The sequence below is a fragment of the Streptomyces sp. NPDC050703 genome, from assembly GCF_040654435.1.
GTDB lineage: Bacteria > Actinomycetota > Actinomycetes > Streptomycetales > Streptomycetaceae > Streptomyces.
The window spans coordinates 1-14262 of the sequence record NZ_JBFAHX010000077.1; the positions used below are offsets into that span (position 1 = coordinate 1).

Here is a 14262-nt window from a genome sequence, read left to right on the forward strand (position 1 = left end):
GGCAGTGCCTGCTGGGTGGGCGTGGGTTCGCTCTGCGTCGCCTGCGTCCGGCCCGGCACTGTCGCGGTGATCATCTGACCCGCCCCTTGTCTCTCTGTGGTGTCGTCCTTCCCCGTCCAGGAGCGGTTGCCCCGGATGCGCGGGCGCACACCCCTGTGAACGAGAAAAGTTGATCAAAGTCGCGGGCGGCCTCGCATCCGGCCCCGGACGGAGTTCTGGAAGTCGACCTGGTTTTCAACGGCCGCTCCATTACACTCGCCGCGACGTCGACCGCTTGCCGCACGGCGACCGCGACACGAGGCACGGCACGGGGGGTGTACCGAATGGTGGCCAAGCTGGGCTTCGAGGAACTGCTCGGCGACGACCGCTTCTTCCCCCGACTCCTCGCCCACAACGCCCACAGCCGGATGAGCGCGCCGGCGTACGGCCCCGACCTCCCCGTCGTCCTGCTCACCGGCGGCCCCGGCATGGGCAAGCGGCAACTGCTCGAAGAGCTGCGCGACCGGTTCGGCGCGAAGGCGCCGGTGGCGCTGGTGGACTGCGCCGACCCGCAGTACGAGCGGGAGGCGGGCGAGCGCCCCTCCTGCCGGTCCGCCGCGACCGAGACGCTGTACGACATCGCCCAGCGGATGGAGGAGTGGGACGGCCCGGGCGGTGCCGTGCCCACACCCCGCTTCTTCGCCGGAATGGCGGCCGTCGCGGCGGTCGCGGCGGGCCAGGGGCTGCGGCAGCAGGAACTGGACGAGGAACTGACCCGCTACCGCCGACTGTTGCACGCCCCGCGGTCGCGCGGCATCCGCGTGTTCAGGAACGTGGCGCACGGCTACCTGGTCGCACTGGCCGCGATCGTCGCCCCGGCGGCGGCGATGCCGCTGGTCGGCGCGGCGCTGACCGAGTTCCTGGAGACACTGGTCGCGAGGGGCGACGAGCCGGTGCAGGGCACGTACCGGAACTATCCGGGCGCCGCGGGAAGCGCCGCCACCGGGCTGCGGCTGCTCGGCAAGAGCTTCCGCAGGGACGCGGAGGGGCGCCGGTTCGCCGAGGGCTTCCTCTTCCGCGCCCTGCGCGAGGACGTGGCCGCGGCCTACTCCGGAGCCGGCGCCAGACTCAAGCGCGTCGGCCGCCCCGCCATCCTGTTGCAGCACTCCAACTGGCCGGTGGGGCGCGCGCTCCTCGCCGCCGCCCTCGACGACTGGGCCGACGGCCACCGGGGGCGCACGGTGCTCGTGGCGAGCGAGCGGATGGCCGAGCCGCTGTTCCTCGCCGGGGAGCAGCGCACCGAGGAGCTCGCGGTCTACCGGCCGGGCGAGCAGGCGGCGCCCGAGAAGTGGGAGCGGATGCCCGCGCGCGGTCAGCTCGGGCAGGCCGTCCTGCTGCTGCGCATGCCGCCGCTCACCTCCGGACAGGTCAAGCAGCGGGTGCTCGAAGAAGCGGGGGCGGCCGACAACGAGGGACTGCTGTTCCGGGCCCAGGGCGCGGTGCGGCGCCTCTCGGGCCACCGCCCCCGCATGGTGCAGCGGCTGGCGGAGGCGGCGGCCAACCTGCCCCGGCTGGACAACGACAGGGACCTGCTGGCCCACCGGGTCGTCCTGGACGGTGCTCCCGCGCCCGTGCGGGACGTGCTCCTGGAGGAGCTGGTGCTGCGGCAACCGCCGGAGCGGCTGCCCGTCGGACACACCGGCCGCTGGCTCGATCTGCTCACCCACCTGTCCGTCGCCCACACCGGGGACTGCGCCCGCAAGCTGCTGCGCAGCGGCGAGCTGGAGCAACTGGCGGGCGGGCTCACCGCGGACCAGGTGCAGCAGTATCTGCAGGAGAGCGGCTGGCCGGCCTGCGAGCGGCACTTCATCGGCGACTTCGGCCTCCGCCAGCTCCTGATGTGCCGCTTGTACGGCACCCCCGGCACCACCCCCGCCACCCCCGGCACCACCCCTTCCACCCCCGGCGCCACCACCCCCGCCACCGACTGGCACCGCAACCACAGCCTCCTGTACGCCCACTACCGCGCCCTTCCCGAGGCGCCGGACCGCGCCTTCGGCACCACCGCGGCCCACGGCCTCAACCACGACCTCGTCGCGGGCGGCGGACCCGAGCGGGCGATCAGGCACCTCGCCGCGGAGTTCCCGGCGACCGGCACGCGGGCCGAGGAGTGGTGCGAGCAACTGCTGGCGATCGCCCAGGCCCCCCTCCTTGGCGGCCCCGACCCGCGGCACGCCCGGATGAACGTGGCGGAGATCGTGGGCACCACGCTGGAACGCCGGCTGGACCAGCTGCTGCACGCCGTGTGGCTCTGCGAGGAGCGCACCAGGCCGCCGGACGCCGCGGCCGCCGAGAAGATGGCGGAGCTGCTCGGCGATCTGGCGCTCGCCTACCCCGAGCCCGCGCCCGTGCTCGCCGACCGGGCCGGGACATGGGGCAAGCGCGCCGGCGGCAAGCGCCCGCTGCAGCCCTGCGCCTGCACTTCTCACATCAGTCAGGGGAGCTGAGCGGATGTCGCAGACCTTCGGTAGCCGGGTGTACGAGAAGACGTGGGAGACGCTGCTCAAGCGGATCATCACCTGCGCGGTGGTGGTCGCCGTCGTCGTGGCCGGGTACGTCGTCGCGGACCGGATCATCGAGCGGGCGAAGTCCTGCGCCGACGGCGTGACCGAGTCCGGTGACGAGTGCATAGGTGTCAACGGCTCCGGCTACGACTGGGGCGTGCGGGAGATCGGCCCGGTCGTCGACCGCATCAAGGAGGAGAACGGCCGGCTCGGCAAGACGTACGTCACCGTGGCGATGATGCTCCCGCTGCAACCGGAGTCGAAGGCCGAGAAGCAGCAGTTGCGCAGCGAACTGCAGGGCGCCTATGCCGCGCAGTACCGCGCCAACCGCGAGGAGGGCGCGCCCAAGGTGCGCCTGGTGCTCGCCAACCCCGGCAAGGACTACGAGAAGCAGGACGAGGTGGTCCCCGACCTCGTCGACATGGCCCACTCGGAGCACCGCCTGCGCGCCGTGACCGGCTTCAACCTCTCCCTCGTCGCGACCAGGACGGCGATCCGCGACCTCACCCGGCAGAACGTGCCGGTGCTCGTGGCACGGGCGTCGGCGGGCTCGCTCGCCAACGAGGACGGCGAGGAACGCGCGTTCAAGGGGCTGGCCCGCATCCTCCCCACCAACGAGGACCAGGCCCGCGCGCTCGCGGACTACAACGGCAGCCGCAGGAACGACAGGACGGTGGTCGTGCGGGACATCAGGCCCGACCCGTACGTCCGCTCCCTCGCCGACGCCTTCCAGGAGCTGGAGAGGACGGAGACCGGGCCGGCGGGACCCGACACCATGACCTTCACCTCGCCGGGCATCGCCGAAGAGGGAGACGTCGACAACCAGTTCCGCCCGACGGTCGACACGATCTGCAGCTCCGGCGCGGACACCGTCTACTTCGCGGGGCGCTCCACCCACCTGCGGCTGTTCCTCAAGCGCCTGGCGCAGGACAGGTGCGAGGACACCAGGTTCACGGTGGTCTCCGGCTCGGACGCGGCGTCGCTGAACAACAAGATGTCCGACGACGACTGGGCGCAGCTCCTGGACGACTCCGGCGGACCGAAGATGACCGTGCAGTACGCGGCGCCCGCCCACCCCGACGCCTGGCGCACCGAGGTGCGGCGCTGGCAGGACGCGGAGAAGGACGAGCGGACCGGGCGCCGTCCCGACGCCGCGAAGGCCCCCGGCTACCTGCGCGACCCGCTGAACGAGCTGGCCCGGCTGGAGAAGGCCCTCAAGGCGACCGAGATCGGGCCCGTGGACCTGGCCGACTCCCGGACCATGATGGTCCACGACGGCGTACGGACCGCCGTCGAGGCGGTCCGCGGCGCCAAGCTCCCCGGCGAGGCGGCGCCCACCACCGAGCAGGTGGGCAATCGCTGGGCCACCATGCAGGCGAAGAACCGCGTCGACGGCACCAGCGGCCGCATCTGCCTCACCCCGGCGGGCAACCCGTACAACAAGCCCCTCGCGGTGGTGAAGCTGCGGCCCGGTGAGAAGGCGGGCCTTGGCCGGCTGGGCTTCGTCGGCCTGGCGTGGCCGCTGGAGCGGAAGCAGTCGGAGGACTGCGTGGTGCGCGGAACCCGAGAACCCGCGTCGTGAGCCGGGCCGGGCGCACGGTGACCCTGCCGGTCAGCCTCGGCGCGCTCGCGGTGGCCAGTTGGGTGGGGCTCTCGGGAACGGAGGAACCGACCCTGCTCAAGCGGCTGCTCCCCGGCGGATCGGCCACCGAACTGGTCCCGAACGCCTGGAACGGCGGCGTCCCCGTACCGGAGTCACCGCCGCTCCTGCTGCCCACGCTCGCCCGGGTCGTCGTGGCCGTCGCGCACGAGCAGAACGTTGTCGGTGTCGGTGTCGGTGGCGGTGGCGGTCTGCCCTCCGGGGCCCGTGGCCTCGCGGGTGCTCGGCGAGGAGGAGTTCCGGCTCGGCACCGGTGAGGCCGCGGAGTTCGACACCCGCGTACCGCACTGGATCGGCAGCGCGGGCGACCGGCCGGCGGAGGTCCTCGCCCTCTTCGGCGCGCAGGGGGAGCGCGCGCACCCGGCTCCGGCCGGGCCCGGCACCCCGGCGGTCAGGTGACGAACCCCCCGGCACGCAACTGCCCCCGCACCAGCTCCGCGTAGCAGCCGTCCCTGGCCAGCAGGTCGTCGTGCCGCCCCGTCTCCACCACCGTGCCCCCGTCGAGTACGACGATGAGATCGGCGTTGACGACCGTGCTGAGCCGGTGGGCGATGACGACGCGGGTGCAGGGGAGTTCCGACAGGACGTCGTCGACGCGCTGTTCGGTCACCGCGTCGAGATGGCTGGTGGCCTCGTCGAGGACGAGCAGGGCCGGCTCGCGGACGAGTGCGCGGGCCAGGGCGAGACGTTGGCGCTGGCCGCCGGAGAGACCGCCGCCGCCTTCGGCGAGGACGGTCTCGAAACCCATGGGCATGGCCATGATCTCGTCGTACATCTGGGCCCGCCGTGCCGCCGCGACGATGTCGTCGAGCGACGCGCCCTCGTGCCCGAAGGCGATGTTCTCCCGTACGGAACAGGCGAACAGGGACGGCTCCTGGGTGACGACGCCGCACTGGCCGCGCAGCAGCCGGTGGTCGAGGTCCGTCAGCGGCCGGCCGTCGAAGCGGATCTCGCCCCCGGTCGGCACGTGCAGCCCGAGGAGCAGCCTGGCCAGCGTGGACTTGCCCGAACCGGTGCGGCCCACCAGCGCCACCTTCGCCCCGGCCGCCACCCGCAGGTCCACCCCGCGCAGCGCCCACGGGCCCTCTCCGCCGTACCGCAGGCCCACGCCCCGCAGCTCCACCGCTCCGGTGAGCCTGCCCGGGGGCCGCACCGCCGTCCTGTCCTGTTCCACCTCCTCGTCGAGGACGTCCCTGAGGCGGTCGATGCTGACGCCGACGGACTGGAGCCGGTGGGCCGCGCCGAGCAGTGCGGCCATCGGGCCGAGCAGGGAGTAGGTCAGCGCGTTCATCGCCATCATGGTGCCCAGCGACATCCGGCCCGCCATCACCTCGCGCACCCCCACGTACAGCAGGAGCAGCGGCGTGCCGGCGCGGAGGGTGCCCAGGGCGGTCTCCAGGAGGGAGTCCAGGCGGCGGCGCCGGAAGGACGCCTGGAGCTGCTTCTCGAACAGGGCGGACCAGCGGTCGTAGGCATGCTCCTCCACACCCATGGCCTTGACGGTCTCGATGCCGGTCAGCATCTCGGCGGCGCGGCTCTGCGCCTCGGCCTGGGCGCCGACGTCCTGCTGCGCCATGTGGCGCTGGGCGCGGAAGCCGGCGAGCACGACGAGGAGTTGGGCCAGGCCGAGGGCCAGCGCCAGCCAGCCGTAGAGCGGGTGGATGACGAGGAACAGGGTGATGTAGACGAGCACGAACGCGCCGTCGAGCACGAACGACACCGTCTGGCCGGTGACGACCTCGCGGATGAGCGCGTTGCTCGACAGGCGCATCAGGAGGTCGCCGCTGCCGCGCAGCACGAAGTACCGGTAGGGCAGGTCGAGCAGGTGGCTCAGGAAGCGCCGCATGAGGGTGCCGTCCATGCGGGTCTCGAAGAAGTCGAGCAGGATTCCGCGTGCGTACGTGGCGGTGGCGTGTGTCAGGAGCAGCAGCAGGCCGCCGACGGCCAGCGCGGCCAGGAGGTCGGCCCGGCCGTATCCCAGGACCTCGTCCATCACCACCTTGGTCAGGACCGAGGGGATGAGGAGCATGAGCTGGAGGAGCAGCGAGGCGAGCAGGACGGCGGCCGTCAGGCCGCGGGACGACGCGAGCAGACCGCGCACGAAGCGCAGCGTCTCGGCCCGGCGGGTGGACCTGCGGGGCCGGAAGTCCGGCCCCGGGGTGAACTCCAGGACGACGCCGGTGAATCCGGCGGAGAACGCGTCGTACGGGATGACTCTGCGGCCCGCGGCCGGATCGACCACCGTGGCCCTGCGGCCGTCCCAGTTCTCCAGGACCAGGTAGTGGTTGAAGTTCCAGTGGATGAGGGAGGGCCCGCGTACTTCGGTGAGCCCCGCGAGGTCGACGCTGAGGGCGCGGACCCGCATCCCCAGGCGCCGCCCCAGCGTCGTGAGCTGCAGGGCGCTGGCGCCGTCACGGCCGACGCGCAGCAGGTCGCGGCACTCGGCGACGCGGGTGTGGCGCCCGTACGCGCCGAGGATCATGGCGAGGCACGCGGCCCCGCACTCGGCGAGGCCCATCTGGAGCAGCACGGGCACGCGAGGGCGGCGCCACGACGGCCAGGGGTATCGGCGCACCGCCCTCACCTGCCCCGCATCAGCAGGACGTCGAGCAGCGAGCGCCGGGACATCTCGATCGCCACCCGCCGCGGCCCGGCGCGCCCGGCCGCCGAAGCCGTGGCCGTGCCGGGGGCCCGCGCCAGTCGTACGACGACCACCGGAAGCGGCACATCTGCGGGCAGCCCCCGCGCGGTGAGCCCCCGCCCGGTCCCGACCCTCTCCGCGGCGGCGACCGGCAGCGTCTCGCCGGTCCGGTGGCGGTCGATGATCCGCGCTCGGCGGCCGGGCAGCCGCCCCGCCGGAGTGCCGGCCGGCAGCAGGCAGTACGGCGTCGCCCCCTTGCCGGCCACGACCGTGCCGTCCACGTACCGGGGGACCATGGGCGTGGAGACCACCCAGGCAAGGACCGCGGCGAGGACGACGAGCAGCACCACCGGGCGGCGCGGCACGCGCGGCGGGCTCTCCGGGGCCGGCCGGGCCGAGGCCCCGCTGTAGGCGGCGAGCGCCTCGGCCCGGAAGCGCGGGCCGTCCGGTGCGGTCGCCGTCACGGGAGCTTCGGGCCTTCGAAGAGCAGGACCGAGGGCACGGCGTCCGGACGGGCCAGGCGCAGCAGGCCGTGGCCGATCCCGGCCAGGCCGGTCATCAGGCCCGGCGTCTCCACTCCCCGCGGCACCCCGCACAGCGGCCCGCGCCGCTCGATGTCGCTCAGCAGGGCCGCCGCGAGCCGGCCGACGTGGGCGGTGAGCCCGGCGTCGCCGGTCGCCCGCGCGGCGAGCTGGAGGGCCTCGATGTTCCCCGTGTCGCCGTGGCAGAGGCTGTGGTTGCCCCGCCCGGTGAGGCGCTCCGCGCGGTACCCGGCGTCGAGGGTCGCGCGGACCGCGGTCGCCAGGTCCTCGCGCAGCGGCCCGTCGTCGGGCAGGTGGGGCAGGAGTGCGGCGCGCGCCGCGCCGATGCCGGGGGCGCCGTGGCACCAGGCGGTCATGGAGGCACCGGCCGGCACGGTGTCCCTGAGGTCCGGCCAGTGACCTGCGGCCGGATCGTAGGAGGCCCGCTCGAAGCGGAGCGCCGCCCGCACCAGGTCCGTGTACGCGCCCCGCCCGGTGACGGCGTCGACGCGGGCGAGCGCGACGGCGATGCCCGACGCCCCGTGGGAGAACCCGGTCAGCGGCGCCGCGGGGTTGATGGAGCAGTGCCACGCCGCGCCGGTCCCCGACGTGTCGGCGCGGGCCGCCAAGTGGTCGGCCATGGAGGTGACGGCGTCGAGCGTCCCGTCGTCCGGGCGTACGGAGTACAGGGCGAGCCCGGCGAGGACGGCGCCCGCGGAGCCCGCCACGACGTCCAGGGCGCGGTCGTCGGGGGTGAGGGTGCGCAGTGGCGCGACGGCCAGGGCCGCCCCGTCGAGCAGGTCGGGGCGGTTCCACAGGGCGCCGAGGTGGCTCAGCGCGTACACGGAGCCGCCCAGTTCGGCGCAGACGCCCATGCCGAGCAGCCGGACGGTCTTCTCGTCCATCCCGCCGAGCCGTTCCAACTGGCCGACGAGCGCACGGGACCCGGCCTCGGCGGCCCGCCGGTAGGCGGGCTCCCCGGTCTGCTCGGCCAGGTGGGCGAGGAACAGGGAGATGCCCGCGATGCCGTTGTAGAGGTCCATGGAGGCCGGGCCGACGTGCCACACCTTCTCGCCCACCAGGGCCAGGCCCAGCCAGGAGATCGTGTCCCCGTCGGTCACGGCGAGTTCGAGGAGCCGGTCGCCGGTGCGGCGCGCGGCGGCGATGAGCGCGTCGTCGGTGGCCGGGGCGCTCGCCGGGGCCGGACCGTGCGCGGGCAGCGCGGCGGGGGGCTCGCTCACGTCGTCGCCCAGGGTCAGCGCGGTGAGCGAGGCATCGAGGAACCAGGTCTGCCGGGCGAGGTCCTCCTCGGACAGGGACCGGATGCGCCGGCGGGCCCGGTCCATGCCGCTCTGTTCGAGCGCGGCGGGGATGACCGTCCCGTCGCCCGACACGAGGTCCAGGGAGTCGGCGCGCGCCGTGAAGATGGGGATGTCACCGGCGCTGAGCTGGTCCAGCTCCGCCGTCGAGACGGCCGCGTCGCGCACGGGGCTGTGCTGCTCGCCCCACAGCAGGCTGAAGAAGCGGTCCCGGTCCAGCCCGTCGCGCAGCAGGTCGGGGTGGTGGCCCTCCTGGAGGATGCGGGCGTACGTCTGGGTGGAGCGCAGGACCACGCGCACGCTGTCGGCCGCGAACGCGTCGACGGGGCCGCCCGGCGCGAGCAGGGTGTCGCGGTGGGCGAGCAGCAGGCGGTAGGTCCGCTGGAACCCGGCGACCAGTTCGTCCTGGAAGTCCAGGACGGTGACGGTGTCCTGGGTGAGCGAGGGGAGGTTCTGCCCGCCGCGCATCTCCACCCGGCGCCGTACGAGGTGCATCCGGTCGGTGCCCTGATCCTGCCAGGTGGGCACCGGGGCGGCGGTGAGCTGTCCCGCGGGCGTGCCGAGCCCGCTGAGGTCGAGACCGTCCGCCGCGTCGTCCTCGAAGGAGATGACCGGGGTGGGCAGCAGGCCGACGGAGAGGACCGAATCCGACAGCACCCGCACGGCGTGCGGCGGCATGTGCGGCGGCATCTCCCGCTCGCTCGTCATCGGGTGGAACAGCGCCTCCAGGTCGACCAGCACGGGGTGCTCGCCCGAGGCGATCAGGTTCTCGTAGTGGAAGTCGGTCGCGGCCAGGCAGTACAGGAGCGCGAGGTGGGCGCCCTGGCGCCGGTAGAACCGAACGACGGCCTCGCGGTCGGCGCAGCCGCCGGTGGAGACGAACTCCGTCCACCCGTGGTCGGCACGGTCCAGGACCCACAGCGTACGGAGCTCCGGCCGCACCCCGAGTCCGTTGAGGCCGCGCAGCAGCTCCTGGAAGTGGACGTCGACGGCCAGGGAGCGCGGCTTGTAGACCACCTTCCGGCCGTCCGTGAAGCGGACGATCGCCACGGAACGGCCGCCCCGGTGGGAGTCCCCCGCGTTGAAGGAGACCTCGGCCACGGTGCCGAGCGTGCCGGGGTCACCGAGGTGGACGAGGAGGCCGGGCAGGTCGGCGAGGAGGTGCCCGGCGAACTCGACCCGCGTCCGCACCCAGTTGTCCACGACGCGGACGAGGTCGCGGGCGAGGACCGGGTAGTCCCTCAGCAGGCCGACGGCGTACTCGGGGTCGGCCAGCTTGCGCAGGAAGTGCTGGAAGCGGTCCTCGGGGGTGGCGCCTTCGAGGCCGCCCCTGACCCGCAGCACGTTCAGTTCGAGGACGATCGTGCGGCTGAGCACGCCGGGCAGCACGGCGGGCGGCGCACACAACTGCTCGGCCAGCGTCTCGTACGTGACGTGCTCGGTGGGACGGTCGGCGAGGAGCTGCGCCAGGGCGGACCTGATGCGCCGGCGGCCGTCGTCGATGAGCGGTGCGACCAGGGTGAGGAAGCCGTGCCCGCCCGGATGGTCCGCGGGGTGCCCGGCCGACCAGGCGCGCTCGATGGTGCGTACGTGCTCCGGGGTGTGGGCGAAGCGGGCGGCGACCGACTCCCGTGTCTCGCCGAGCAGGGCGACCAGACCGGACTCGGTGAGGCCGTGCGAGGCCAGCCACTTCGCCAGTTGCTCGGGCGTGAAGGTGTAGAACTTCTCCTCCTTCCAGGCTTCCAGGCGCCGCCGCCCGCGCTCGGCGTCCACGCCTGAGGGGGGCCGGCCGAGAGCGGTGCGTTCGACGCGCTCGGCGAGGGAGGCCGCGAGGTGCCACGCGGCCGCGTCCAGGCCGGTGGGGGTGTGCGGATGGACCGCGCTGTCACTGGTCATGTGGTGTCCCCGTGTCTTCGGTGCGAGGCGCTCGGCCTGGTGCCGAACGCCGTCAGTGGCAGGCGGCCCCGCCGCAGGTGTAGCAGCGTTCGGTCACCTTGCAGCAGGTGGCGTGGCCGCCGCAGTTGGTGTGGGAGCTGGTGCCCGCGCAGCAGCCCGCGGTGTTCAGCGGCTCGGTTCTGGCGCCGAGTACGCCGGCCAGCGCCTCGTCGCTCAGTTCCACCGGGCCGCACGGGTGGGCGGGCAGCCCGCGCAGCTCGTCGTCGGAGAGCGAGGACCGGTACTCCGGGTCCTTCCAGGACCGCACGATGTCCATGAGGTGGTTCCTCTCGTCAGGAGTGCGGGAGTGCGGGAGTGCGGGAGCGGGCGTGCGGATGCGCGCCCGGGGCATCAGCCGCAGCACCCGGAGGTGTTGAAGGCACACGTGCCGTTGCACAGGGAGTTGTTGATGGTCAGGCAGCCGACCATGCCCGAGACGCAGACGGAGACGGTGACCGCGCCGCAGACCACCCCCGTGCCGCCCACGAGTCCGGCCAGTTCCTCGTCGTCCAGTTCGACGGCTCCCGCGGGGTTCGCGGGGAGTCCGGCCCGTTGCGCCTCGGTGAGCGACGCGCGGTACTCGGTGTCTCTCCACGCCCTGGCGATGTCCATGCGATCTCCCTCGCTCTCGTACGGCACTGCGGCGACCGCCCCGGACGGGGCCGGCTACGTCCTGCTGCGGTGCTCCCACCCAGCTTCGGCCGCCCGGTGTCCCGGCCGGATGAGCCCCTGGTCCCCTCCCTGTCCCGTCCCTGTCCCGGCCGGCCGCGGGACAGCGCCGGCCGTGTCGCCGGCGGTCGGCAGCAGCGCCCGCACGCTCGTGCCGCGGGCGTCGCTGACCACCTCGAAGGAGCCGCCCAGCTCGCGCGCCCGCTCCGCCATGGAGCCGAGCCCGACCCCGCCCGGACGCACCCGCGCGGGCAGCCCCGAGCCGTTGTCGCCGACGGTGAGCAGAACGGTGGAACGCCCCGCGGTGACCGCCACCTCGCACCGCGACGCCCCCGCGTGCCGCACGGCGTTGGCGAGGGCCTCGGCCGCGATGCGGTAGACGGCGCGCTCCACCGCGGCCGGCAGCGGCGGCAGCGTGGCCGGCTCCAGGTGGACGCCGACCGCCATGCCGGGCCCGTCGAGCCGGTGGGCGAGGTCCCGCAGTGCGAACCCGAGGTCGCGTTCGCTCAGTACGGCGGGGCCGAGCCCGTTCGCGATCCGGCGGGCCTCCGCCGCGGCCTCCGTGACGGCGGCGACCGCGGGCAGCAGCAGTTCGGTGACGTCCGGCGCCGTGCGGGGCGCGGCGGCGCGGTCGTCCTCCGCGGCCGTGGTCGTGGCGGCGGGCGCGCCGACGGCCAGTGTGGTGTCCAGGTGCAGCCGCGCGGCGGCCAGCAGCGGGCCGAGCCCGTCGTGCAGTTCCCTGCGCAGCCTGCGCCGCTCCTCCTCGCGGGCCATGACGACCTGCTGCCGTGCCGCGCGCACGTCCTCCAGGAGTTGCAGCGCGGCCAGCGCGGGCGCGGCCTGGTCGCTGAGCAGTTGCAGCAGCTCGGCGTCCCGGTCGGGCAGCGAGGTCTCGCCGGGCCGGGGCGCCACGCGCAGGGTGCCGATCACCTGCCCGCGGTGGCGCAACGGGAACTCGTACGCCTCGCGCGCGTCCCAGTGCCCGCCGGCGGTGGCCAGGGTGTGGGGTCCCGAGCGGGTCCCGACGGCCACCACGGCGGCGGGGAAGCGGAGGTCGTCGGTGGCGGACCTGCAGAGCACCGCGGGCACGTCCTCGGGCTCCGGAGCCTCGCGCAGGCGGCGCGCGAGCCCGCGTACCGCGTCGCTCGGCTCGGAGCGCAGGCCGTTGAAGAGGTGGTCGACGCGGCGGCTCGCCCACCCGGTGAGCGGCCGGAGCCCGGAACCGATCACCACGGCGACGACGGCGACGGCGAAGGCTCCCGCGCTGCCGGCGCCGGGCAGCACGGTCGAGACCGCGACGGCGGCCGCGGTGTAGGTGAGGACGACGGCGGTGACGACCACGGCCGTGATGAGCAACCGGCGTCCGGTGCGGTCCAGTTGCCATATGGCACCTCTGCCGATGACGTAGGCGACGGCCGCGTACCACCCGGCGGCGCCGGTCGCGAACGCCGCGTACACCGACCACGCGGGCATGCCCGGGATCTCCTCGGCGAAGTCGCCGTAGGTCCAGGGGAAGTAGGCGGCGGCGAAGGCCAGTGCCTCACGGCGCGCGGAGCGGTCGGCGCGGCGCCAGCGGCTGACCACGATGGACACGTTGATGACCGCGCAGATGAGGATGAGCCACAGGTTGGCGGTGACGCAGGGTTCGAGGACCGTCAGCGCGGCATCGCGCCAGGCTGTCCCGAGCAGCGGGTGCGGGCCGCCGCCCGGCGGTTCCTCCACGCCCGTGGCGACGGCCACGAGCACGACGCACACCACCAGCAGGGCGCCCGCGTAGCAGTGTACGAAGGGACCGGCGCGCCGTTCGGCGGGGAAGGTCAGCGGCAGCATGACCATCGCGTAGCCGTCCGCCAGGGAACACAGGTGGGCGAAGAGATGCGCCCACAGCACCATGCGCGGCCCCGGATCGGTCAGCAGCACCAGTTGCGAGGTGAACAGCGGCAGGGTCAGCCCCGAACCGATGACCAGCAGCAGCCAGCCCGTGACGCGGTCCGGGGTGCGCACCAGGACGAGGAAGCCGAGCACGGCACAGGGCAGCCCGACCAGCGCCGCCGACAGGTCCGAGCCCATGTCGAGGGTCCAGCCGCCCAGCGGCGAACGGCGCGCACAGGGCGCCCCACCCCAGCACCGCGAGGACGCACAGCAGGACGACGAAGGCCCCCGCGGACCACTCGCGTTCCCGCGAGGCGCTCCGTACTCCGAAGGGGAGAACCGCCGGTCGTTCACTCTTCGTGATCACGGCACTACCAGTAGCATGCGGCCGTGACTCACAGCAGTGAAACGGGCAGGCCGATCCGCGTCGTGGTAGTGGACGACCACCCCCTCTTCCGCTCCGGACTGCGCGCCGCGCTGGACAGCGCGCCCGACGTCGAGGTGGTCGCCGAGGCGGGTTCCGCCGAGGGCCTGGAAGCGCTGGTCGGCCGCTCGTCGCCGGACGTAGTGGTCATGGACCTGGGGCTGCCGGGCGTATCGGGGCCCGCCGCCGCGCGTACCCTGGCCGCGAGCCACCCCCTGCTGCCCGTCCTGATGCTGACGATGTCCCAGGACGACGCCAGCCTCCTCGCCGCGCTGCGCGCCGGGGCCCGCGGCTACCTCGTCAAGGGCGCGGGGCGCGAGGCCGTGCTCAACGCCGTCCGTGCGGTCGCCCTGGGCGGGGCGGTCTTCGGCCCCGAGGTCGCGGGCCGCATCGCCGAACTCCTCGCGGGCGAGCGGGGACCGGCCGCCGCCCGGCCCTTCCCCGACCTGACGGAGCGTGAGCGCGAGGTCCTCGACCTGGTGGCGCGCGGCCTGGACAACCGGCGCATCGCGCGCGAGCTGGTGCTCTCCGACAAGACGGTGCGCAACCACGTGAGCCGCATCTTCGCCAAGCTCCAGGTGGCGCACCGGGCGGCCGCCGTCTCCCAGGCCCGCGACGCGGGCCTGGGCCGTGCCTGAACGTGGGCGGCCCGCGGAGCGCGGTGGCCCGGCTCCGTCC

Annotated in this window: 10 protein-coding genes and 1 pseudogene; 5 read left to right on the top strand and 6 right to left on the bottom strand. The window is 74.2% G+C overall.

The window, feature by feature from the left end; translation table 11 throughout:
• The first annotated feature begins 323 nt into the window (after positions 1-323).
• From AB0I16_RS35160 to AB0I16_RS35175, 4 genes and pseudogenes are all read left to right on the top strand, one after another.
• On the top strand, positions 324-2486 hold the full coding sequence (locus AB0I16_RS35160) for a hypothetical protein (protein ID WP_363253749.1): 2163 nt from the start codon (positions 324-326) through the stop codon (positions 2484-2486).
• 4 nt (positions 2487-2490) lie between these two features.
• Entirely contained in the window at positions 2491-4125 is a 1635-nt protein-coding gene (locus AB0I16_RS35165) for an ABC transporter substrate-binding protein (protein ID WP_363253750.1), read from the top strand.
• Positions 4122-4460 (top strand): hypothetical protein, encoded by a 339-nt coding sequence (locus tag AB0I16_RS35170; RefSeq protein WP_363253751.1) that lies wholly within the window; start codon positions 4122-4124, stop codon positions 4458-4460. Before AB0I16_RS35165 ends, AB0I16_RS35170 begins: the two co-directional genes overlap by 4 nt.
• Positions 4423-4602: pseudogene (locus AB0I16_RS35175) on the top strand (cupin domain-containing protein); the annotation flags it as partial. The gene AB0I16_RS35170 and the pseudogene AB0I16_RS35175, both read left to right, overlap by 38 nt.
• Here AB0I16_RS35175 and AB0I16_RS35180 read toward each other — a convergent pair.
• The 6 genes from AB0I16_RS35180 to AB0I16_RS35205 form a co-directional block, all read right to left on the bottom strand.
• Positions 4595-6739, bottom strand: coding sequence for a peptidase domain-containing ABC transporter (locus tag AB0I16_RS35180; RefSeq protein ID WP_363253752.1), 2145 nt, complete (start codon positions 6737-6739; stop codon positions 4595-4597). The pseudogene AB0I16_RS35175 and the gene AB0I16_RS35180 sit on opposite strands and share 8 nt — an antisense overlap.
• A 44-nt stretch (positions 6740-6783) precedes the next feature.
• Positions 6784-7308 carry a hypothetical protein gene (locus tag AB0I16_RS35185; protein ID WP_363253753.1) on the bottom strand — a complete coding sequence of 175 codons (525 nt, stop codon included), beginning with the start codon at positions 7306-7308 and terminating at the stop codon, positions 6784-6786.
• Positions 7305-10580 (bottom strand): type 2 lanthipeptide synthetase LanM family protein, encoded by a 3276-nt coding sequence (locus AB0I16_RS35190; protein WP_363253754.1) that lies wholly within the window; start codon positions 10578-10580, stop codon positions 7305-7307. Before AB0I16_RS35190 ends, AB0I16_RS35185 begins: the two co-directional genes overlap by 4 nt.
• 52 nt (positions 10581-10632) lie before the next feature.
• The gene (locus tag AB0I16_RS35195; protein WP_363253755.1) at positions 10633-10896 is read right to left on the bottom strand and encodes a mersacidin/lichenicidin family type 2 lantibiotic; all 264 of its coding nucleotides are present in this window, start codon (positions 10894-10896) and stop codon (positions 10633-10635) included.
• A 74-nt stretch (positions 10897-10970) separates the two neighbouring features.
• Positions 10971-11231, bottom strand: coding sequence for a mersacidin/lichenicidin family type 2 lantibiotic (locus tag AB0I16_RS35200; protein WP_363253756.1), 261 nt, complete (start codon positions 11229-11231; stop codon positions 10971-10973).
• 54 nt (positions 11232-11285) lie between these two features.
• Positions 11286-13358 carry an ATP-binding protein gene (locus AB0I16_RS35205; protein WP_363253757.1) on the bottom strand — a complete coding sequence of 691 codons (2073 nt, stop codon included), beginning with the start codon at positions 13356-13358 and terminating at the stop codon, positions 11286-11288.
• Between the two features lie 192 nt (positions 13359-13550).
• On the opposite strand from AB0I16_RS35205, the gene AB0I16_RS35210 reads away from it, so the two are divergent.
• Positions 13551-14222: a response regulator transcription factor gene (locus AB0I16_RS35210; RefSeq protein ID WP_363253758.1), complete on the top strand. Its 672-nt coding sequence runs from the start codon at positions 13551-13553 to the stop codon at positions 14220-14222.
• Positions 14223-14262 lie beyond the last annotated feature (40 nt).